Genomic DNA, 22,917 nt, shown 5'->3' with positions numbered 1-22,917 from the left:
TTTTTGAGATTAGGGGCACGTCGGCTGCGGTTTATCAGTGCATCCACGCCGCCTTCATCGGCCAGCTCACGATAGCGATAAAATGTATCACGCGAGACGCCCATGATTTTACAGGCTTTCGACACATTGCTGAGTTCTTCAGCCAGATTGAGCAAACCAGTTTTGTGTTTGATGACGGGATTGGTAGTATGAAGCATGAGAGTTACCTCGTGTTTTGCATAAGGATTCGACACCCATATCAAAACCGGTAACTCTCAACCTTTCAAGGCCGTGTGTCAGATCAAGTCGCGACTAATACATTTTACGGCTTGTGAAGTAGTTCCCATTTAGCACTTCTTTACCATTAAGGTTTAGCTTGAGAATAGCTGTGCCTCTGTAAGAATCTTGTGCAACAAAACCTGCCTTATGCTTGGGGGTTGTTAAAAAAACGTAGTAGAGTGCTGGTCGCCCCGTTTCGGTATCCTTTTTAGGCTTAGCCACTAACGTCTGAGAATCGGAGTCGTCAGCTTCGACATCCATTCCAATTCTAAGAAAATCCTGCCTTATAGTTGCTTGTGCGTGGGATGTACCTTTTTTATCTTCCCATTCCCAATGAATAACCATATCCCAGGTTCCGTTCAAATCAGGGAAGAGTAGATCATTTAGCTTAGGGAACCATTGCCATAACTTTCGCCATCCAAAGAAAAAAATTGATATCAAAATAGTGTTAAGAAGAAACGAACCTCCAGATGCAACAGATAGAGCTGTCACGAAAGTTGTGTTTTCATCATATACGCCCCATAAAATCAGACAGCAGGCAGTCGCATAGATAACGGCGATTATTGAGATTATTTTCCCTATTGGGAGAAGGTTTATCATTGCAACTCCTCATAATAAACTTCCTTACCAGCCTCAAATATAGAAAGACGATCCCCTTCGCTTACAATCCCTGTAAGTTTAATCTCGTCAATGCAAGAGCCATAAAGGGCAGCAACAAAACGTCCACCAACGAGTCTTGACCTGTCAAAACTGATGTTCTCTATGATTGGTGGTGAGAAATATTGTGCGGTATAAGTAACACTTCCTGTTTCATCTAAGATGTGAAAGCCATCGTGGTATTCGCTATTTTTATTGGAAATTTTTGATAATAACTCCAATGTGGAATCATTCTGTATGGGCTCTATATTACGAAGACTTGTGATGGGAAGACTATCAGGGTTATTACATATAATAACCCCTATACCAGAAAAATAAACACGATTGGATTTATTCCAAATATCATATAGTAATTTATATAAGTTCTCTTTTGTCATCGCTCATTTCTTTCTGTTTTTAGCTATTAGCTACCAAAAATCAAACAGTAATATCAATAAAGACGATTATCCAATAATTTTCTTGGCAATGGAAGATTTGATGAACAAGGACAAAGATTTGTAGCAACAATGGTATGAGGTTTGACATCATACCTCAGAGTTCGATGCAGTTTTAGCTGACCACAACAAAGGAAAATGTTCGCTTTTCGCTCAAGGCTGCCCGTCTACTATGTGCTGTAAGCAGACATCTTTGAAATCTGCACTCCATTAATACACATCCTCATTTATGCGCTGCCCCTTCAGCTCGCACCATTCCATTACTAATGGTGAGCAATTCATGACCCTGACCCCGAATATGCTCCAGTCATAATCAGGAATAACCGGCTTCTGACCCTGACCCCGATTTGTTCTATCAGAATGACACGTGGCGTTATAACCATCACGGATGGTACGAGACAGAAAGGGAGGTACGCCAGTTAACAGAACATCTGATGTTAGAGAGCAACATCGTGGGTCACTTCTGGGTACTGGAGTGTACTTCCCGACACAAATGCCATGCCCATATCGTGATGTATCTTGATGGTCACCATAACCAGGCCACCTTTCCGGTAGCTGAACAGGCGGGGACTGCCTGGCAGAAGATTACACAGGGTAAGGGGTACCACAATCGCTGTGATCGTAAGAAATGCTACGAAGCCGATATCACCCGCCCCGTCAATTACGATGATGCTGCAGCCATCGACAACCTGCGCTACATCATCAGCTATCTCGCCAAGGAGAAATCAAAACACGGGCAGACTTACTACGGGGCCAGCGAGGTTCCATCAGCGAGTGGACTGGGCAGACCGCGAGGGCTTCGATAAAACGACGCACTTTTTTACGTCAATTCCGGTTGTTATGCCGGAAAGGGCTACAGTGATTCATCACCCGATTCCGGTACTCATTTAGCTACCGGAGAATCCAACAATGACCACTAAACCTTCCCTGCTCGAAGATCGGTTCGTCAATATGGCTTTCATTACCAGCCTCACCGGGTTAACTGATAAATGGTTCTACAAACTCATCAAAGACGGTGCTTTCCCGGCTCCCACCAAGTTTGGTCGCAGCTCCCGCTGGCGACAGAGTGAAGTAGAAGCCTGGCTGCAGGCCCGTATCGATGCATCACGCTCACAGCGCTAAGTCCTTCTCCCGTCGTAAACACAATTCATAACCGTCATACCTAATCCGTTCCTAACGGAGGCTTACGGCTGCACTCAATTCACTTATCAAGGAATATCAGAAATGATCCATTCAATTTTACTCAACCATTATCAGACCTGGCTGGATGATTTTACCCGCATCAGTCTGTCCCACGGTTTATGCCAACAGCACATAACGCAATGGCACCGACTGGCGATAACCACCAGCCCAACATTGGACGGAAGCGTAATAGAAATCGTCATTCCACAGCGCCTGCTACCGATCACCCGTACCGCTCGACTGGAATCCTGTACTGTCGACCCCGGCCTAACTAAAAACACAGACTATACCCTTCTACCCGGCGTGCTGCTCAGCGAGTGTTACCGGCTGGGGAAGAGCCGATTGGCAGATCAGTTACAAATGTTATTCCGGCTTCATGTACAGCCCGGTATGCGACAGACGCTGACCCTACTGTGCTGGTGTGAGCTTGCAACAGGAAAGGATATGAGGGAATGGTATGCGCTGCATCTGCCGCTACCTGAAATGCTGAGGCAATGGCTTACGATAAAACAACGGGCATACCGGGGTCTGAAGACGCTGACGGAGGATTACATTCGTGCCACCCGGCCACTATGAGAATCGGATACCTGTCCGTAACAGCGATCCGGTATCGACCAGCATGCGCGATGTTCCTGAGCATACGACCAAGATTGAGCAGAAAAATATGCTCTTACTCTATGGGTGTAACAAAGTACCTGATCGTCAATTCACCGGGCCACAGCGAGAAATCGATTTCTGAGTCTGACAGTTTTATTACGTCAGCATTCCGTAGTGTGATAACCACATCGCGATCCCCTTTTAACCCCTTTTAATCCATCCAACCGCAAGGCGCAGCCTTCCCCTTTTCGGGACGACTTGTGCCTGCCCTCAGGAGTCTTAAGATGTTTGCCAAACTCTTCCTCGCACACAACGGTATACGGTACTGTCTGGCCTGCCATACCGGTAAATGCAGTACAAGACATAACATCCCAGTGGAGGTAGCAGCATGCGCATGCTGAAATGTTACCTTGGCAATAATCGTGACGGGCACGTTGTCACTGCTAAAGACGCTATGCAGTCACCGGGTAGGATATGGACCTGTACTTCCTGCGGCTGTCAGTTGATACTTCATGCGGGTTCATCTGGTGAGGCCCCCTGGTTTGAACATGACCAGCGAACAGTGACGACAAACGTTCTGATGCAATGTACCCATCTCGACCCTGAAGTTAAAGCCGAAGCCCGATGCCAAAAATTACGCAGTATCATCGGCGGACTGGATGCACCTGTAACGGTGCCATCCTGGTACTGCGTATGGTGTGGCAGTCATTATCAGGGGCGGAAGCACTGCGGCCGATGCCACTCGGGGATTTACAGTATTGAAGAGACCAGCTGGCAGAGAAATTACTGCTGTCCCCCCCCGGATAAGCCCTGTGGGTAGACGGACAGACTGACGAGGCGGGTATCGGACTGACCACTGGATGCGAGGCGTGATGAGATGCGTACGGTGTTGTGGGGACATTGTAAGCAACAACAGTGCGCGTTCACGTTACCTGCACTGGCTAAAGGCGATACGGCTTCGCAATGGCACACGCGGATATCCGACTGAGGTACGCCTTTATCCGTGACAACATCTGTTGCTGGCCTGTTAGTCTGCTCTGTCGGCTGCAGGATGTTCATCCGAGTGGCTTCAGCAGCCGTATTCCCCACAGTATCAGGCAGATCTGAGGCTAACAGGACAAATTAAACAGTTCTGGCTGATGTCCGGTTGCGCTTTTGGCTATCGCAAGCTCCATCTCGACCTGCGAGATATAGGGTAACAGGCGGGATTAATCGGGTCTGTCGGCTAATGAATCGTGCTGGGATAAAGAAAACGCTCTACCGAACGTGGGAGGAGGCCCGCAGTGATATTTGAAATGTTTTATAACAGTTAGCGCCGGCATTGTTCGAGTGATCAGATGCCACCAGCTGAATATAAAAAGCCATATTATCAACGTCTCAGAAGTGTCTAAATTAGACGTGCCGATTCAGAGCCTATTAACAAGAACAACTATGACATTGAGATATAAATCCTCTTCTTTCGAGCCTTACCCCCTCACAAATTGCCTTTTCTCATGGCATCCGGCCCCTTCCCCCATTACAATCATCGTTTGTTTTTTTGCGAGCTGCATAGCAGTCTTCAGAGGGTAGATATGACGATGAAAAACGACAAGGCATGGATTGGAGACCTGCTAGGCGGGCCGCTGATGAGCAGGGAAAGTCGAATCATCGCTGAGCTCATGCTTACCTCTCCCGATGAACAGACCTGGCAAGAGCAGATCGTGGGTCATAACATTCTCCAGGCTTCCTCTGCCAATACTGCAAAGCGCTATGCCACAACGATAAAACTACGCCTGAATACGCTTGATAAAGCCGCGTGGTCACTTATTGCAGAAGGGAGCGAGCGCGAGCGTCAGCAATTGCTATTTGTCGCTCTGGTACTCCATTCACCGGTTGTTAAAGTCTTCCTGGCTGAAGTGGTAAACGATCTGCGCCGACAATTTAAAGAAAAGCTCCCTATGGATAGCTGGGATGAGTTCGTGACCAGCCATCTTCGTCAGCAGCCCGTACTCACTAGTTACTCAGATTCATCCATCAAAAAAATGGGTAACAACCTGGTTAAAGCACTGGCTGAGGCAGGTTATCTGGATACGCCACGCCGACGTAATCTCCAGTCAGTCTTTCTTTTACCAGAAACTCAGGCGACCTTGCAGCGCCTCGGGCAACAGGAATTGGTTTCTATTCTGGAGGGGCAACGGTGATCGATCCCGTGCTTGAATACCGCCTGTCACAGGTTCAGAGCCGCATTAGCGAAGAGCGCTTTCTCAAAAACAACGGCTCAGGTAATGAGATTGGGTTCTGGATTTTTGATTATCCTGCTCAGAATGAGCTGCAGGTACGTGAACACCTGAAGTATCTTTTCCGTAATCTGGAAAAGGACCACAAGTTCGCGCACCTCAACATGTTTCAGATCATTATCGACATGCTCACCGAACGTGGGCTATTTGAGCGCGTCTGTCAGCAGGAAGTGAAAGTCGGTACCGAAGCGCTGAAAAAACAACTCGTTGGTTTGTTGAATCAGAAAAAGATCGCGGATTACATAGCCAAAAAAGTCGATCTTCAGAATCAAGAATTTGTCATCCTGACAGGCATGGGTAATGCCTGGCCGCTGGTTCGTGGCCATGAGCTGATGAACGCCTTGCAGGACGTGATGGGTTTTACCCCTCTGTTGATGTTTTATCCAGGAACCTATAGCGGACACGATCTCTCCCCATTGGCGGGCATTGATTCCCGAAATTATTATCGCGCCTTCAGGCTGGTACCAGAAAGCGGGCCTGCGGCGACATTGAATCCTCGTTAAAGAGCACAGCAATGAATATTGAACAGATCTTTGAGAAACGTCTGGACCGAAATATTAATGGCGTTGTGAAAGCCGAACAGACGGACGATGCCAGTGCCTGGATTGAGCTTGATGAATACGTCATCACCCGGGAACTGGAAGGACATCTTCGCCATTTCTTCGAATCTTATGTTCCGGCAACCGGTCCGGAGCGCATACGCATGGAAAACAAAATTGGCGTATGGGTTTCAGGGTTCTTTGGCTCAGGTAAATCACACTTTATCAAGATCCTGTCGTATCTATTGTCTAACCGCAAAGTCAGCCATAACGGTACAGAACGTAATGCATACTCCTTCTTTGAAGACAAAATCAAAGATGCTCTGTTCCTCGCTGATATCAACAAAGCGGTCCATCATCCGACGGAAGTGATTCTGTTCAATATTGATTCTCGTGCTAACGTCGATGACAAAGAAGACGCCATCCTTAAAGTCTTCCTGAAGGTGTTTAACGAACGGGTTGGCTACTGCGCTGATTTTCCGCACATCGCCCATCTGGAGCGTGAGCTGGCTAAACGCGGCCAATACGACGCGTTTAAGGCCGCATTTTCCACTATCACTGGTTCAAGCTGGGAAAAAGAGCGCGATTCCTACTATTTCATCAGCGATGAAATGGCAGAAGCCCTAAGTCAGGCCACAGGTCAAAGCGTTGACGCCTCGCGTCAATGGGTGGAACAGCTGGATAAGAATTTCCCATTAGATATCAATAATTTTTGCCAGTGGGTCAAAGAGTGGCTGGATGAAAACGGCAAAAACATCCTCTTCATGGTGGATGAGGTCGGCCAGTTCATCGGTAAAAATACGCAGATGATGTTGAAGCTACAGACTATCACTGAAAACCTGGGTGTAATCTGCGGTGGACGCGCATGGGTTATTGTTACCTCTCAGGCAGATATCAATGCGGCCATTGGTGGGATGAGCAGCCGCGATGGACAAGACTTCTCTAAAATCCAGGGCCGCTTTTCAACTCGCCTGCAGCTTTCAAGCTCCAACACATCCGAAGTTATCCAAAAACGTTTGCTGGTGAAAACCGATGCTGCAAAACCCGCGCTGGCGAAAGTCTGGCAGGAAAAAGGCGACATTCTGCGCAACCAGCTTGCCTTTGATCCTACAACCACCGCTTCTTTGCGCCCCTACACCAGCGAAGAAGAATTTATTGATAACTACCCCTTTGTCCCGTGGCACTACCAAATTCTGCAGAAGGTTTTTGAGTCTATTCGGACCAAAGGTGCCGCCGGTAAACAGTTAGCCATGGGTGAACGCTCACAGTTAGAAGCATTCCAGACTGCGGCACAGCAGATCGCCCCGCAAGGTCTGGATTCTCTGGTGCCGTTCTGGCGTTTCTATGCCGCGATTGAAAGCTTCCTCGAACCGGCGGTCAGCCGTACCATCACTCAGGCCTGTCAGAATGGCATTCTTGATGAGTTCGATGGCAACTTACTGAAAACGCTGTTCCTGATCCGCTATGTCGATGTGCTGAAGAGTACACTCGATAATCTGGTCACCCTTTCCATTGATAAAATCGATGCTGATAAAGTCGATCTGCGCCGTCGCGTTGAAACAAGCCTGAACAAGCTGGAACGGGAAATGTTGATTGCACGTGTTGAAGACAAATACGTGTTCCTGACCAACGAAGAAAAAGAGATCGAAAACGAGATCCGCAATGTCGAAGTCGATTTCTCTGCAATCAATAAAAAACTGGCATCGATCATCTTTGATGACATTCTAAAAAACCGGAAGTATCGCTACCCGGCGAATAAGCAGGATTTTGATATCAGCCGCTTCCTGAACGGGCACCCGTTGGACGGCGCGATGCTTAACGATCTGGTGGTGAAAATCCTCACGCCAAAAGATCCGACCTATACGTTCTATAACAGCGATGCCGCCTGCCGTCCTTATACTTCGGAGGGTGATGGCTGTATTTTGATTCGCCTCCCTGAGGAGGGGCGCACCTGGACCGACATTGATTTAGTCGTTCAGACCGAAAAATTCCTCAAGGACAACGCCGGACAACGCCCGGAACAGGCCAGCCTGCTTTCAGAAAAAGCCCGCGAGAACAGCGTTCGCGAAAAAATGCTGCGCGTCCAGCTAGAGTCGCTTATTGCCGAAGCAGACGTCTGGGCGATTGGCGAGCGTTTACCGAAGAAATCTTCGACGCCGTCCAGCATCGTGGATGAAGCCTGCCGCTATGTGATTGAAAACACGTTTGCCAAGCTAAAAATGCTGAAGCCGTTCAACGGCGATATCGCACGTGAAATCCATGCGCTGCTTACAGTAGAGAATGATACAGAGCTGGATCTAGGCGAGCTGGAGGAATCTAATCCCGAGGCGATGCGGGAAGTGGAAACTTGGGTCAGCATGAACATTGAGTTCAATAAACCGGTCTATTTACGCGATGTCCTGAACCACTTTGCTCGTCGACCTTATGGATGGCCAGAAGAAGAAGTGAAGCTGTTGGTTGCTCGCCTGGCACGTAAAGGCAAATTCAGCTTTAGCCAGCAGAATAACAATATCGAGCGTAAGCAGGTTTGGGAGCTGTTCAATAACAGCCGTCGCCACAGCGAGCTACGTCTGCACAAAATTCGTCGTCACGACGAATCACAAATTCGCAAAGCCGCCCAAACCATGGCGGAGATTGCCCAACAGCCGTTTAGCGAACGTGAAGAACCCGCACTGGTCGAACATATCCGTCAGGTCTTCGACGACTGGAAGCAAGAGCTAAATGTCTTCAGAGCGAAAGCGGAAGGTGGAAACAATCCAGGCAAAAATGAGATTGAGTCAGGTCTGCGCCTGCTGAATTCCATTCTTAGCGAAAAAGAAGAGTTTGCTCTGATTGAGAAGGTCACCACCCAGGCAAACGAATTGCTGGATTTCAGCGAAGATCGCGAAGATTTGGTCGATTTCTACCGCAAGCAGTTCTCCACCTGGCAAAAGCTGGGGGCTGCGCTGAACGGAAGCTTTAAATCCAACCGCAGCGCACTGGAAAAAGACGCCGTGGCGGTAAAAGCGTTAGGTGAGCTGGAAAACATCTGGCAGATGCCGGAGCCTTACAAGCATCTCAATCGCATCACGCCGCTGATTGAACAGGTTCAGAACGTTAACCATCAGTTAGTTGAACAGCACCGCCAGCACGCCCTGGAACGTATTGACGCCCGCATCGAAGAGAGTCGTCAACGCTTGCAGGAAGCGCATGCCACATCGGAGCTGCAAAACAGCGTTCTGCTGCCGATGCAAAAAGCCAGAAAGCGCGCTGAGGTCAGCCATTCGATTCCGGAAATTCTGGCGGAACAGCAAGAGACGAAAGCGCTGCAAACGGATGCTGAGAAGAAGATTAACCAGTGGATTGACGAGCTGCGTAAAAAGCAAGAAGCCCAGCTACGAGCAGCGAATGAAGCTACACGCGCTGCAGAATCACAGCAGACCTATGTTGTGGTAGAAAAACCCGTTATCCAACCGGTACCGAAAAAAACACATCTGGTGAATGTCGCCAGCGAGATGCGCAAAGCCACCGGTGGTGAAGTGCTGGAAACCGCCGAGCAGGTAGAAAAAGCGCTGGATACGCTTCGTGCTGCCCTGTTGGCAGCCATTGAGGCAGGTGACCGGATCCGTCTTCAGTAACCCCATTTCAGGGCAGCGCTCTGCTGCCCTTTGCAGGATTTTCTATGAATACCAATAACATCAAAAAATACGCTCCACAGGCCCGTAACCAGTTCCGCGATGCTGTTATCCAGAAGCTAACCACGCTGGGGGTTTCCGTCGATAAAAAAGGCACTCTGCAAATTGCTGATGCCGAGATCGTCGGCGAGACCGTGCGCTATGGTCAGTTCGACTACCCCAAATCCACCCTCACCCGCCGCGATCGTCTGGTTAAACGCGCACAGGAACAGGGCTTTGACGTGCTGGTTGAACATTGTGCCTATACCTGGTTCAACCGCCTGTGCGCCATTCGCTATATGGAGATCCAGGGATACCTTGACCACGGTTTCCGCATGCTCTCGCACCCGGATAATCCAACCGGCTTTGAAGTGCTGGACCATGTGCCGGAAGTGGCGGAAGCGCTGCTGCCGGAGAAAAAAGCGCAGCTGGTCGAGATGAAGCTTTCCGGCAACCATGACGAAGCCATCTACCGTGAATTGCTGCTGGCACAGTGCCATGCCCTGCACCGCGCGATGCCGTTCCTGTTTGAAGCCGTCGATGATGAAGCCGAACTGCTGTTGCCGGATAACCTGACCCGCACCGACTCCATTCTGCGCGGTCTGGTGGACGGTATTCCACCTGAAGACTGGGATGACGTTGAGGTTATCGGCTGGCTGTATCAGTTTTATATCTCCGAGAAAAAAGAGGCCGTTATTGGCAAGGTGGTAAAGAGCGAAGATATCCCTGCCGCCACCCAGCTGTTCACCCCAAACTGGATTGTGCAGTACCTGGTGCAGAACTCCGTCGGTCGCCAGTGGTTACAGACCTACCCGGATTCCCCGCTGAAAGGCAAAATGGACTACTACATTGAGCCAGCTGAACAGACGCCAGAAGTACAGGCACAGCTGGCAGCCATAACGCCTGCCAGCATTGAACCGGAAAGCATCAAGGTGCTCGACCCGGCCTGCGGCTCAGGGCATATTCTGATTGAAGCCTATAACGTGCTGAAAAATATCTACGAAGAGCGCGGCTATCGCGCCCGTGATATTCCACAGCTGATTCTGGAAAATAATATTTTTGGTCTCGACATTGACGACCGTGCTGCCCAGCTTTCCGGCTTTGCATTATTAATGATGGCCCGTCAGGATGACCGCCGGATATTCACCCGCGACGTGCGCCTGAATATTCTTTCCCTGCAGGAAAGCCTGCATCTGGATATTGCTAAGCTGTGGCAGCAGCTGAACTTCCACCAGCAGAACCAGACCGGCAGTATGGGAGATATGTTTGCCGAAAATACCGCATTGCCCCATACCGACAGCGCCGAATATCAGCTGCTAATGTGCACGTTGAAACGCTTTGTGAACGCCAAAACGCTGGGCTCACTGATTCAGGTGCAGCAGGAAGAGGAAGCGGAGCTGAAGGCGTTTCTCGATGCGCTATATCGCCTTGAGCAGAAAGGCGATTTCCAGCAGAAGACTGCGGCGAAGGTGTTTATTCCGTATATTCAGCAGGCGTGGATACTGGCGCAGCGGTATGATGCGGTAGTGGCGAATCCGCCGTATATGGGTAGTAATTTTTTATACCCAACTTTAAAAAAATTCATTTCGGATTTTTATAATTATGGTAAATCTGATCTTTATTCAGCTTTTCTTCTCGCCGGAAAAGGACTCGCTAAGAACTATTCTCGTATAGCATACGTTACCATGCATACATGGATGTATTTGTCTAACTTCACCAAATTGAGACGTGATCTGTTTTCTAATGCATATGTTGAAAACTTACTACATATGGATAATGGTGTTATGGGAATCTCTTTCCAAACATCTGCATTTATTATCTGCAATGAAAAATTAGAACTGTATTCATGTAGCTACAAAAGTATTGAAAATACACCTTCTTGTTACGATCCCTCAAGTATAAAAAGTAACAGTATAAATAAGCCATTAGTTTATTTTAATAAACTCCCAAATCAAGAACTAGCATTTAAATTAACAAAGCGCCAAGTGGATTTCTTCCAAGAATACAATCCATTGTCTTCCTATTTGGATGCTAGGGAAGGCATGACCACTGCTGACAATGATAGATTCCTGCGATTTTGGTGGGAAGTAAATAATAGAAAAATATATAATTTAAAACAAGATAGTAATAAATGGTATCCTTATCAAAAAGGAGGAGAAGCCAGAAAGTGGTATGGCAATAACGAATGGGTTGTTAATTGGGAAAAAGATGGCGAAGAAATAAAAAATCATAAAGATATTGTTTCAGGGAGAGTTAGATCTCATAATTATAATGGTGAGTACTCTTTAAAAGAGGGCATAACATGGTCAGCTTTCAGTAATGGAGGTTTATCCTTTAGGTACGTTGAACATGGATATTTATTTGATACCACGGGGTCTATGGCATTTTCAGATGGGGATTTATATTATATTCTTGCTTATTTAAATTCAGAGCAAGCTCAAGTTTTTCTAAAAGCTTACTCACCATCACCAAGAATTAAAATTGAAAGTTTGCTTTCATTACCACTTGCACTAACCGAAGAACAGAAAAAAGAGTTAGGTACTCTTGGAAAGAGTGCTGTCAGTCTCGAGAAAAAACTATATTCCTTAAATGAAACATCACCGACATTTCATTTAACAAAAAATGTTTTAATGAGTTCATTGAATGATATTGACATATATATAAAAAATGAAATCACTGAAAAAGAAAAAATTGAAAAAAACATCGATATAATAATTTCCCAAGCTCTGAATGTTTCATTTGAGCCAAGGGAAAGTTCAATTGTTAATTGCATTTTCAATATCTTTAATTTATTAAGTTTTTCCATCGGCTGCATGATGGGCCGCTACTCCCTCGATCGCGAAGGCCTGGTCTACGCCCACGAAGGCAACAAAGGCTTTGCTGAACTGGTCGCTGAAGGTGCCTACAAAACCTTCCCTGCCGATAAAGACGGCATCCTGCCTCTGATGGATGACGAGTGGTTTGACGATGACGTCACCTCTCGCGTTAAAGAGTTTGTCCGCACCGTCTGGGGCGAAGAACATTTGCAGGGAAACCTCGATTTTATCGCTGAAAGTCTCTGTTTATACGCGATCAGTCCTAAAAAAGGCGAATCTGCGCTGGATACCATCCGTCGCTATCTTTCCACCCGGTTCTGGAAAGATCATCTGAAGATGTATAAAAAGCGCCCGATCTACTGGCTGTTCAGCTCCGGTAAAGAGAAAGCGTTCGAGTGCCTGGTCTATCTGCATCGCTACAACGACGCGACGCTGGCGAGAATGCGTACCGAATATGTGGTGCCGCTGCTGGCACGCTACCAGGCCAATATCGATCGCCTGAACGAACAGGTCGATGGTGCCTCCGGCGGCGAAGCCACCCGTTTGAAGCGCGATCGCGACAATCTGAGCAAGAAATTCAACGAACTGCGCAGCTTCGACGATCGCCTGCGTCACTATGCTGATATGAGAATCAGTATTGATCTCGACGACGGCGTTAAGGTTAACTACGGTAAATTTGGCGATCTGCTGGCAGATGTAAAAGCCATTACCGGCAATGCGCCTGAGGTGATGTAAGTCAGATAGCATTCCTTCCCACACCACCGGGCTTTAGCCCGGTGGTGATCTCGATACGGGAAACTGGCCTTATTCAGGCATCCGTCACCTCCAGTTCATGATAAAATGCGTCCTTGTGTCAGAACGCGGAACACGGTTTCCAGGCGTTCAGACATCTTCGAATCTACCGAATCAACATGGGATTGTGACCTTGCAAAATCAGGAATTTATTGCCGGCCTTAAAGCAAAATTCGCCGAACATCGCATCGTTTTCTGGCACGATCCCGATAAGCGTTTCCTCGAAGAGCTGGGTAATCTCGAACTGGAGAACGTCACGCTGCTCGACATGTCCGACCAGTCGCAGCTGGCGGTTAAAAAGCGCATTGAAATTGATGAGCCTGAACAGCAGTTTTTGCTATGGTTCCCCCACGATGTGCCTCCCAAAGAGTTCGACTGGCTGCTGGATATTCGTCTTTATAGTACGGAGTTCCATGCCGATTTCGCCGCCATCACGCTGAATACGTTAGGCATTCCGCAGCTTGGCCTACGCGAGCATATTCAACGCCGGAAGGCATTTTTCAGCACTAAACGTCTTGCTGCCTTAAAAGGTCTGGTCACTGAGCAGGAAAACGAAGCTTCTCTTGATAAGAAGATGGTTGCGGTCATCGCTGGCGTAAAAACCGCAAAAACGGAAGAGATTCTGTTCAGCCTGATTACCCAATACGTTAATCAGCAAAAAGATGACGACAGCGACCTGGAAAACACGCTGGCAATGCTGAAACGCCACGACCTGGAAGGCGTTCTGTGGGACACTCTGAATCAGGAAATGGGCTACCAGGCCGAACAGCCTTCTCTGGAGAACCTGATCCTCAAGCTGTTCTGTACCGATCTCTCCGCGCAGGCTGATCCGCAGAAACGCGAATGGCTGGAAAAAAACGTGCTGACCACGCCGTCAGGCAAAGCATCCGCGCTGGCCTTTATGGTCACCTGGCGTGCCGACCGTCGCTACAAAGAAGCCTATGATTACTGCGCACAACAGATGCAAGATGCGCTGCGACCAGAAGACCAGTATCGTCTCAGCTCGCCATATGATCTGCACGAGTGCGAAACCACACTGAGCATTGAACAGACCATTATTCATGCGCTGGTGACGCAGCTTCTGGAAGAGAGCACCACGCTTAACCGTGAAGCCTTCAAGAAGCTTCTGTCTGAACGCCAGAGCAAATACTGGTGCCAGACGCGTCAGGAATACTACGCTATTTATGATGCACTTCGTCAGGCTGAGCGGCTGCTGAATCTGCGCAATCGTCATATTGATGGTTTCCACTATCAGGACAGCGCAACGTTCTGGAAAGCGTACTGCGAAGAGCTGTTCCGCTTTGACCAAGCCTACCGCCTGTTTAACGAATACGCGCTGTTGGTTCACAGCAAAGGCGCAATGATCCTGAAAAGCCTGGATGACTATATCGAAGCGCTGTATTCCAACTGGTACCTGGCAGAATTAAGCCGGAGCTGGAATAAGGTTCTGGAAGCCGAAAACCGTATGCAGGAGTGGCGTATCGCGGGCGTTCCACGGCAGCAGAACTTCTACAATGAGGTGGTTAAGCCACAGTTTAACAATCCACAAATCAAGCGTGTGTTCGTGATTATCTCCGATGCGCTGCGTTATGAAGTGGCAGAAGAGCTGGGCAACCAGATCAATACCGAGAAACGCTTTACTGCCGAACTGCGTTCCCAGTTGGGCGTGTTACCCAGCTATACTCAGCTGGGAATGGCGGCATTATTGCCTCATGACGAGATGTGCTACCAGGCAGGTAATGGCGACATCGTCTATGCAGACGGGTTGTCCACCTCAGGTACACCTAATCGCGATACCATTCTGAAGAAATATAAAGGGATGGCAGTAAAATCGGACGATCTGCTGAAATGGAAAAATCAGGAAGGACGGGATCTTATTCGCGATTACGAAGTCGTCTATATCTGGCATAACACCATTGATGCCATGGGTGACAGTGCATCTACGGAGGAGAAGACCTTTGAAGCGTGTCGCAACGCGGTGGTTGAACTGAAGGATTTAGTGACCCGTGTAATAAACCGTCTTCATGGTACACGCATTATCGTCACGGCGGACCACGGTTTCCTGTTCCAGCAGCAGCCCCTTTCCGGGCAGGATAAAACCACGCTGCAGATCAAGCCAGACAATACGATTAAAAACCACAAACGCTTTATTATCGGCCATCAGCTTCCTGCCGATGATTTTTGCTGGAAAGGAAAAGTGGCGGATACCGCAGGCGTCAGCGATAGCAGCGAGTTCCTGATCCCGAAAGGGATCCAGCGTTTCCATTTCTCAGGCGGCGCGCGGTTTGTCCACGGTGGTGCCATGCTGCAGGAAGTCTGCGTTCCCGTATTGCTGGTGAAAGCGCTGCAGAAAACGGCTGCCGAGAAGCAACCTCAGCGTCGTCCAGTAGACATTGTGAATTACCATCCGCTGATCAAACTCGTCAATAACATTGATAAAGTCAGCCTGCTGCAAACCCATCCGGTAGGTGAGTTATACGAACCGCGTACCCTGAATATCTTCATCGTCGACAACGCCAATAATGTGGTATCCGGTAAAGAGCGAATCTGCTTTGACAGCGATAACAACACAATGGAAAAACGCGTGCGTGACGTTACGCTGAAGCTGATTGGCGCGAATTTCAATCGCCGTAATGAGTACTGGCTGATACTGGAAGATGCACAAACGGAAACGGGTTACCAGAAGTACCCTGTGATTATCGATCTGGCATTTCAGGATGATTTCTTTTAAGTGAGGCGATATGCAAACCCATCATGACTTACCCGTTCCAGCCGTCTCCGAAGGGGAACTCGTCGCAGAAGGTTACGATCTGGACGCCTTACTGAATCAGCATTTTCGTGGTCGGGTAGTGCGTAAAGATCTGACCAAGCAGCTCAAGGAAGGGGCTAACGTCCCGGTCTATGTGCTGGAGTATCTGCTCGGTATGTACTGCGCTTCCGACGATGACCAGATCGTCGAGCAAGGGCTGCAGAACGTTAAGCGTATTCTGGCTGATAACTACGTCCGCCCTGATGAAGCAGAGAAAGTGAAATCGCTCATTCGTGAGCGAGGTTCCTACAAAATCATCGATAAAGTGTCGGTAAAGCTCAATCAGAAAAAAGACGTTTACGAAGCCCAGCTCTCCAACCTCGGCATTAAAGATGCACTGGTTCCGCCGCAGATGGTCAAGGACAACGAGAAGCTGTTGACCGGTGGCATCTGGTGCATGATCACCGTGAACTACTTTTTTGAGGAAGGACAGAAAACGTCCCCCTTTTCTCTGATGACGCTTAAACCTATCCAGATGCCCAATATGGACATGGAAGAGGTATTTACCGCACGTACGCACTTCAACCGCGACCAGTGGATTGATGTCCTGCTACGTTCCGTGGGTATGGAACCTGCCAACATTGAGCAGCGAACTAAATGGCACCTGATCACCCGCATGATCCCTTTCGTGGAAAATAACTATAACGTCTGCGAACTGGGCCCACGCGGTACCGGTAAAAGCCACGTCTATAAAGAATGTTCGCCAAACTCGCTGCTAGTTTCCGGCGGACAAACCACGGTAGCAAACCTGTTTTACAACATGGCCAGCCGCCAGATTGGCTTGGTCGGCATGTGGGATGTGGTCGCGTTTGATGAAGTGGCAGGGATCACTTTCAAAGACAAAGACGGCGTGCAAATCATGAAGGATTACATGGCGTCTGGCTCGTTTTCACGCGGCAGAGATTCGATTGAAGGCAAAGCGTCGATGGTGTTCGTCGGCAACATCAATCAGAGCGTTGAGACGTTAGTCAAAACCAGCCATCTGTTAGCCCCCTTTCCTGCCGCGATGATCGACACGGCGTTTTTCGACCGCTTCCATGCCTATATACCCGGCTGGGAAATCCCGAAAATGCGCCCGGAATTCTTTACCAACCGCTACGGCCTTATCACAGATTATCTCGCCGAATACATGCGGGAAATGCGCAAACGCAGCTTCTCCGATGCGATTGATAAGTTCTATAAGCTGGGTAATAACCTCAACCAGCGAGATGTTATCGCGGTAAGGCGCACGGTTTCTGGTCTATTGAAACTTCTTCATCCCAATGGTTCTTACAGTAAAGAAGATGTCCGTGTTTGCCTGACCTACGCCATGGAAGCCCGTCGTCGAGTCAAAGAACAGCTTAAAAAGCTGGGCGGTCTGGAGTTCTTCGATGTGAATTTCAGCTACATCGATAACGAGACGCTGGAAGAATTCTTCGTCAGCGTGCCAGAACAGGGCGGCAGCGAATTAATTCCTGCTGGCATGCCAAAGCCAGGCGTAGTGCATTTAGTGACGCAAGCGGAAAGTGGCATGACGGGTCTGTACCGCTTCGAAACTCAGATGACCGCTGGTAATGGTAAGCATAGCGTTTCTGGTCTGGGATCAAGTACCTCTGCTAAGGAAGCTATCCGAGTTGGATTTGACTATTTCAAAGGCAACCTCAATCGCGTTAGCGCAACAGCGAAATTTTCTGAACATGAGTACCACCTGCACGTAGTCGAATTGCACAATACCGGACCAAGTACTGCGACTAGCCTTGCGGCACTTATTGCGCTGTGTTCCGTTTTACTGGCGAAACCCGTTCAGGAACAAATGGTTGTGTTAGGTAGCATGACGCTCGGTGGTGTGATCAACCCTGTTCAGGATCTGGCGGCTAGCTTACAACTTGCTTTCGATAGCGGCGCGAAAAAGGTCCTTCTGCCGATGTCTTCTGCGGTAGATATTCCGACTGTACCAGCCGAGTTGTTTACCAAATTCCAGGTCAGTTTTTACTCTGAACCTGTAGATGCGGTGTATAAGGCGCTGGGTGTCAATTAGAATTAAAACCAATTTTTTAAAAATTGAAGAGGCTACAAATGGGAAAACGCTCTGAAATTAAATTCATAAGACCTTGCCTCTCCATATATGAAAATAATAAGGTATTGACCCCAGCTTATGCTTTGCAGTGTTTGACGCAGAAAAAAGTGGTTCAGATAAATTTAGATAATTGCTCTTTACAAAGAATGGAGGAATTATCATCGACATCAACTCTGGAGGATGTAAAACGAGTTGGCCTATTGCCGTTAGTAAATTTATTACAATCAGGAAATGTATGTTTAACCGCAATTGGTGTTAATGAAATGCCTGATATATGGGTTGAGAAATCAATGACGGCCTATCAGAACTTTTGCCACCGATTCTGGCCTGGTCATATTGACGATCCCGAGGCGACTTTCAGGGAATACGCCCCAGACTCTGAAAAAAAGAAAATTAATTTTCAGGAACTTTCCGTTGAAGCAAGGACAGTATATGGTCTTCATTATATATCTATGCTTCAAATTCAAAATATAAAATTAAACTATTCTCATCTCACGCCTGAAAAAAGATTCGAAGTATATCTTTATAGCATGATAAGCTTCATTGACATGATTAGTGCGTATGATTTAGAAATAGCAAAATATGCTTTTTGGGATCTTGACTCAAACACCATTAATCAGTTGCCAGAGAGTATACATACGCGTCGAAAATATATAAAAGAGAATTTTTATAAGAACGGAAGCAATCTTGATAAATGTCGATGGTATGCATTTGATGCAGCGATGGATTTACACTGGCTTACGGGAGCTAATTTTTCAGAAGATATAGGTTCCTTCATCACTATAAATGGTGTAAAGTTTGAGACTGAACATTGGGTTGGAACAAACGACAAAAAATTATATTATATCTCACAAGATATTCATCATATTTACTATGAGGGCTCAACGATGAAGGCGTTGAGTTCCTGTAGAGAAGATGAGATGACTGCATTTCAATACTGGGAATTTGTTGATAGTATTTCACAATCTGTACTTTTATCCCGTAAACATTCAAAAAAGAAACCAAATCCTAATATTACTAATTTGATTGATTTGGCTGTAGAAAAAATCGAAAATGATTTACATAATTATTTTTTAACAAAAGACACCTAAAGTTATCATTATCGAAATAATACGTTTCAGTTCCTTCTTAGCTTTAAGCGACCAGGTGATTTTCAGAATTGTATCTTAATCTTGGTCTAACATAGGCTACGGATGCAGGATGGCACTCATCGCGTGGGAAAACCATGTCTCACCATTCGCATGTTGTAAGCCTTACTATCGTAGGTCACTAAGTTCGGTCTGTCAGTTTGCCACAACAAACTGACAGGCCCTAACGGAATACTTAAGCCTGCATCACAAAGTCATACCAACTCAGCCAGTTAATCTCTGGAGAACCCCCCTTTCCCAAATTCAAAAGGACTCACCCCTTTCTCTCGGTTAGCATCCAGATAATCCGCCCACCATTGCACCATTAGCCTACGTTCCCCTAAATGTTCGGCCTTATGAATATAAGCCGCACGTACAGAGTTTCGTTCCTGATGGCTCATCTGCCGCTCCACAGCATCCCTCGACCACAATCCTGACTCTATCAGAGAACTACAAGCCATCGTCCTGAAACCATGCCCGCACACTTCCGTTTTCGTGTCATAGCCCATCACTCGTAGAGCCTTGTTCACCGTGTTCTCACTCATCGGCTTACGCGGATCGTGATCGCCCACGAAAATCAGCTCTCGGTTTCCACTCATGCTTTTGATCTTTTCCAAAATGGCGAGAGCTTGTCGCGATAAAGGAACAAGATGTGGAGTCTTCATCTTGGATCCACGCTGAGAGTGTTTAACGCCTTCCAGCGGTTCACGCTCACCTGGAATCGTCCACATGGCCGTTTCAAAATCGACTTCTGACCAGCGGGCAAAACGCAGCTCGCTTGAACGGATGAAAACCAACAAAGTGAGTTCAACCGCCAGTCGAGTTAACGGCCTGCCAGAATAGTGATCGATGCGGTGAAGTAATTCAGGAATGCGATTGAGTTCTAGCGCTGCGCGATGCTGTCTTTTCGCCGTAGCAACTGCACCGGCAATCTCTTGCGCGGGGTTATAATCGATTAAGCCGCTCTGAACGGCAAATCGCATAATCACGGTAGTTCGTTGCTGTAAGCGAGCGGCGACTTCGAGCCGTCCGGATGACTCAACTGCTTTGATGGGTACAAGTAGGTCTCGCGTTTTCAGTTCTGCAATGTTCCGCTTACCAATGGCAGCAAAGAGATTATCCTCTAGGCTTTTCAATACACGAGCACTATGCGGTGCGGACCACTTCTGATTACTGGCATGCCAGTCTCTGGCAACCATTTCAAAAGTTATCGCTTCCTGCTCCTGTTCTACCTTGACGACTTTCTTATTTTCACTGGGATCAACATCGTTAGCGATGAGCTTACGTGCTTCATCATGTCGTGCCCTAGCATCAGCCAATGACACTTCAGGATATTTGCCCAACGCAAGCATCTTCTCTTTGCCGCCGAAGCGATAACGTAGCCGCCAGTATTTTGAGCCGTTAGGATGAACCAGCAATACCATGCCGTCACCATCAGTAAGCTTATAAGCTTTTTCTTCTGGTTTTGCCGAACGAACCTTCACATCACTCAGAGCCATGTTGAGTATCCTTTCAAGGGTTCTGTGTGGGTACAAACATTATCGAACCGGGATATACCCGCAGATGTACCCACATCAGTAAGTTGATGTAGATTGAATCAGGTTGACTTATGTTGACTGAAAAAGCGAGGAAAGCCTTGCGGGGACTGGATTTTAGGCATAAAAAAAGACCTCAGTTGAGGTCCATTTACATACTTATGGTGCCGAAGGCCGGACTCGAACCGGCACGTATTTCTACGGTTGATTTTGAATCAACTGCGTCTACCGATTTCGCCACTTCGGCACGAAGGGTATGCGGAAAACGTTGTGGATTATACCTGTCGCACGCCACCTTGCAAGCGCCGCCCTTCGCAACCCGCGCTAAGTGCTGAAAATTTCAGCGCATCATCAGCTCGTTCCCTGCCCCGCCTGGTCTGCCGCTTTCCGCTCCGCATCACACATTCACCAAATCTATCCTCTCAAGGTTTACATCATCTTTCATTTGTTATGTGATCCTGTTACTGGTTTTAGTAACTCACCTGCCGCTTTCTGCGAGCCGGGCCGCAACAGGAACACATATGCATTTTTACCAGGCGGACCCCACGCTTGAGAACTACTGGCGGGGCGTGATTCTTTTTGGAAGAAATGTCGCAACTTACAAATTTGCTCTCGCGCACGCTCTTTACGAGGTAGACAAGTCGGGCAGCGATCTGGTTACTCTTGAGCAGCTTGCCGTGCCCTTCAGTCGCCACATCTGTCAGCATCTTTTAAATGCCCCAAAACAAATCACCTCGCGTGGCAGCAGGTATCTGGAAGCCTGCGTGCAGTTCAATAACGGTGAACTCACGCAGGGCAAGCTTACGGAAATTACGGTGCGGCTCGGCTTTAATAACGTTATTGATGCCTTCCACAATGTGAATTCAGGAGAGATTGAGAAACGTTTTTTCCTGGATGAGCGCAAAACGAATAACGGCATCCGGCTAACCGAAAACTTCTACCATCTGGGCGAACGGCAGCAGTATCAGAATCTGGCATTTGAAACTACCGCGCGCTGGAACCTGGTTGAGCAGGCATGGACGATGGGTATTTCCCGCCATCTTCTCAACGTCGAATTCGACGCGAATGATCAACTGCTGTATAGCCGGGTCAATGCGCGGCGGGTAAATATCACCAGCTGTCGCGACAGCCTTAATGGCTATCAGAAAGGGCGCTGCTTTTACTGCTTCAGGCCCATCAGCCTCACGCCGGGAGATAGCGAGCTGGCGGACGTGGACCACTTTATTCCCTGGATTGCACGGGATAAAGTGCCGAATATCAACGGCGTCTGGAACCTGGTGCTGGCGTGCCAGTGTTGTAATCGCGGCGAGGCGGGCAAGTTCGCTCGTTTGCCGGGAACGAAGCTGCTGGCGCGGCTTCACGCACGCAATGAATACTTTATTCAGAGTAAACTTCCGCTGCATGAACCATCGTCAATCAAACGGGCAAGCAGCCTGAACAGCGCAGGAATTTCCTTATTGATAACTGGAACGCTGCCAAGCTACGGCTGTTCCATACCTGGGAACCTCAGGCCGAAGGAGAGGCAATATTCTGATGACTAACGACTATTACCAGCAAAACGCACAGACCTTTTTCGACGGCACGGTTAACGTCGATATGTCCTCGCTGTACGAATCCTTTACCCGGCACCTCTCGCCCGGAGCGTACGTGCTTGATGCGGGCTGTGGCTCCGGGCGCGACAGCAAAGCGTTCCATGAGAACGGCTATCAGGTTGAGGCATTCGATGTCTCTTCTGAAATGGTTGCGCTGGCACGGAAACATACCGGCCTGCCGGTTGAACAAATGACGTTTTCTGATGTGACCGCACGGCAAAAATACGACGGCATCTGGTGCTGCGCATCCCTGCTTCATGTGCCTGCGTCCGATCTGCCCGCAGTAATGCAAAAACTAGCTCAAGCTCTTAAGCCCGGCGGCGTCTGGTATGTATCTTTTAAGTATGGCGATGGCGAACGTGAGAAGGACGGGCGTCGGTTTACCGATATGAATGAGGCGAGCTTTAAGGCCTTGCTGCAATGCGTGCCGGAGATAAAAATCACTGAACTCTGGACGACCGAGGATAACCGCCCCGGGCGGGATGAGATGTGGCTGAACGCTGTGCTGAATAAAAGATAGTTACGCCTTTCACGGTGGATGGCGCTTCCCTTCTCCACTCCGCCTTCCCCAAAAAGCACATCTCGCACACCATC

The 22,917-nt window shown here is 48.2% G+C and carries 15 protein-coding genes, 1 tRNA gene and 3 pseudogenes; 14 read left to right on the top strand and 5 right to left on the bottom strand.

The window, feature by feature from the left end:
- From E2L00_RS19645 to E2L00_RS19635, 3 genes are all read right to left on the bottom strand, one after another.
- Positions 1 to 197: helix-turn-helix domain-containing protein (locus E2L00_RS19645; RefSeq protein ID WP_167614626.1), on the bottom strand; the 197-nt coding region annotated here is incomplete at its 3' end.
- 94 nt (positions 198 to 291) lie between these two features.
- Positions 292 to 858 (bottom strand): Cap15 family cyclic dinucleotide receptor domain-containing protein, encoded by a 567-nt coding sequence (locus tag E2L00_RS19640; protein WP_167614625.1) that lies wholly within the window; start codon positions 856 to 858, stop codon positions 292 to 294.
- Positions 855 to 1,292 carry a diadenylate cyclase gene (locus E2L00_RS19635; protein WP_044865648.1) on the bottom strand — a complete coding sequence of 146 codons (438 nt, stop codon included), beginning with the start codon at positions 1,290 to 1,292 and terminating at the stop codon, positions 855 to 857. Before E2L00_RS19635 ends, E2L00_RS19640 begins: the two co-directional genes overlap by 4 nt.
- A gap of 401 nt (positions 1,293 to 1,693) precedes the next feature.
- Here E2L00_RS19635 and E2L00_RS19630 point away from each other — a divergent pair.
- The 12 genes and pseudogenes from E2L00_RS19630 to E2L00_RS19575 all read left to right on the top strand — a co-directional run.
- A pseudogene (locus tag E2L00_RS19630) lies at positions 1,694 to 2,155 on the top strand (YagK/YfjJ domain-containing protein); the annotation flags it as partial.
- Positions 2,156 to 2,258: 103 nt separating this feature from the next.
- The gene (locus E2L00_RS19625) at positions 2,259 to 2,471 is read left to right on the top strand and encodes a helix-turn-helix transcriptional regulator (protein ID WP_064406987.1); all 213 of its coding nucleotides are present in this window, start codon (positions 2,259 to 2,261) and stop codon (positions 2,469 to 2,471) included.
- 102 nt (positions 2,472 to 2,573) lie between these two features.
- Positions 2,574 to 3,107, top strand: coding sequence for a secretoglobin family protein (locus E2L00_RS19620; protein WP_142470401.1), 534 nt, complete (start codon positions 2,574 to 2,576; stop codon positions 3,105 to 3,107).
- Between the two features lie 409 nt (positions 3,108 to 3,516).
- The gene (locus tag E2L00_RS19615) at positions 3,517 to 3,948 is read left to right on the top strand and encodes a putative zinc ribbon protein (RefSeq protein WP_167614624.1); all 432 of its coding nucleotides are present in this window, start codon (positions 3,517 to 3,519) and stop codon (positions 3,946 to 3,948) included.
- Positions 3,949 to 4,105: 157 nt separating this feature from the next.
- A pseudogene (locus E2L00_RS22040) lies at positions 4,106 to 4,377 on the top strand (IS3 family transposase); the annotation flags it as partial.
- 328 nt (positions 4,378 to 4,705) lie between these two features.
- Entirely contained in the window at positions 4,706 to 5,308 is a 603-nt protein-coding gene (brxA, locus tag E2L00_RS19605; protein WP_167614630.1) for a BREX-1 system protein BrxA, read from the top strand.
- Complete coding sequence (gene brxB / locus E2L00_RS19600) at positions 5,305 to 5,907, top strand: BREX-1 system protein BrxB (RefSeq protein ID WP_167614623.1); 603 nt, start codon at positions 5,305 to 5,307, stop codon at positions 5,905 to 5,907. The genes brxA and brxB overlap by 4 nt, the downstream gene beginning before the upstream one ends.
- Before the next feature lie 11 nt (positions 5,908 to 5,918).
- Positions 5,919 to 9,560 (top strand): BREX system P-loop protein BrxC, encoded by a 3,642-nt coding sequence (gene brxC / locus E2L00_RS19595; RefSeq protein ID WP_167614622.1) that lies wholly within the window; start codon positions 5,919 to 5,921, stop codon positions 9,558 to 9,560.
- A 44-nt stretch (positions 9,561 to 9,604) separates the two neighbouring features.
- The gene (gene pglX / locus E2L00_RS19590; RefSeq protein WP_167614621.1) at positions 9,605 to 13,147 is read left to right on the top strand and encodes a BREX-1 system adenine-specific DNA-methyltransferase PglX; all 3,543 of its coding nucleotides are present in this window, start codon (positions 9,605 to 9,607) and stop codon (positions 13,145 to 13,147) included.
- A 190-nt stretch (positions 13,148 to 13,337) separates the two neighbouring features.
- Positions 13,338 to 15,935 (top strand): BREX-1 system phosphatase PglZ type A, encoded by a 2,598-nt coding sequence (pglZ, locus tag E2L00_RS19585; RefSeq protein ID WP_167614620.1) that lies wholly within the window; start codon positions 13,338 to 13,340, stop codon positions 15,933 to 15,935.
- Between the two features lie 10 nt (positions 15,936 to 15,945).
- Positions 15,946 to 18,030, top strand: coding sequence for a protease Lon-related BREX system protein BrxL (gene brxL, locus E2L00_RS19580; protein WP_167614619.1), 2,085 nt, complete (start codon positions 15,946 to 15,948; stop codon positions 18,028 to 18,030).
- Between the two features lie 38 nt (positions 18,031 to 18,068).
- Positions 18,069 to 19,160 (top strand): hypothetical protein, encoded by a 1,092-nt coding sequence (locus E2L00_RS19575; RefSeq protein ID WP_167614618.1) that lies wholly within the window; start codon positions 18,069 to 18,071, stop codon positions 19,158 to 19,160.
- 269 nt (positions 19,161 to 19,429) lie between these two features.
- Here the strand turns inward: E2L00_RS19575 and E2L00_RS19570 are convergent, their stop codons facing one another.
- Positions 19,430 to 20,695, bottom strand: coding sequence for a tyrosine-type recombinase/integrase (locus tag E2L00_RS19570; RefSeq protein WP_167614617.1), 1,266 nt, complete (start codon positions 20,693 to 20,695; stop codon positions 19,430 to 19,432).
- A gap of 198 nt (positions 20,696 to 20,893) precedes the next feature.
- Positions 20,894 to 20,978, bottom strand: a tRNA-Leu gene (locus tag E2L00_RS19565).
- A gap of 274 nt (positions 20,979 to 21,252) precedes the next feature.
- Here E2L00_RS19565 and E2L00_RS19560 point away from each other — a divergent pair.
- Positions 21,253 to 22,265, top strand: a pseudogene (locus tag E2L00_RS19560) (HNH endonuclease family protein).
- Positions 22,265 to 22,843, top strand: a complete 579-nt coding sequence (locus tag E2L00_RS19555; RefSeq protein ID WP_167614616.1) for a class I SAM-dependent methyltransferase — start codon at positions 22,265 to 22,267, stop codon at positions 22,841 to 22,843. Before E2L00_RS19560 ends, E2L00_RS19555 begins: the two are co-directional and overlap by 1 nt.
- Positions 22,844 to 22,917: the final 74 nt, after the last annotated feature.

Origin of the sequence: Cedecea colo, from assembly GCF_011808225.1 — a bacterium.
Classification (GTDB): Bacteria; Pseudomonadota; Gammaproteobacteria; order Enterobacterales; family Enterobacteriaceae; genus Dryocola; species Dryocola colo.
This window is presented reverse-complemented; position numbering and strand designations above follow the sequence as displayed.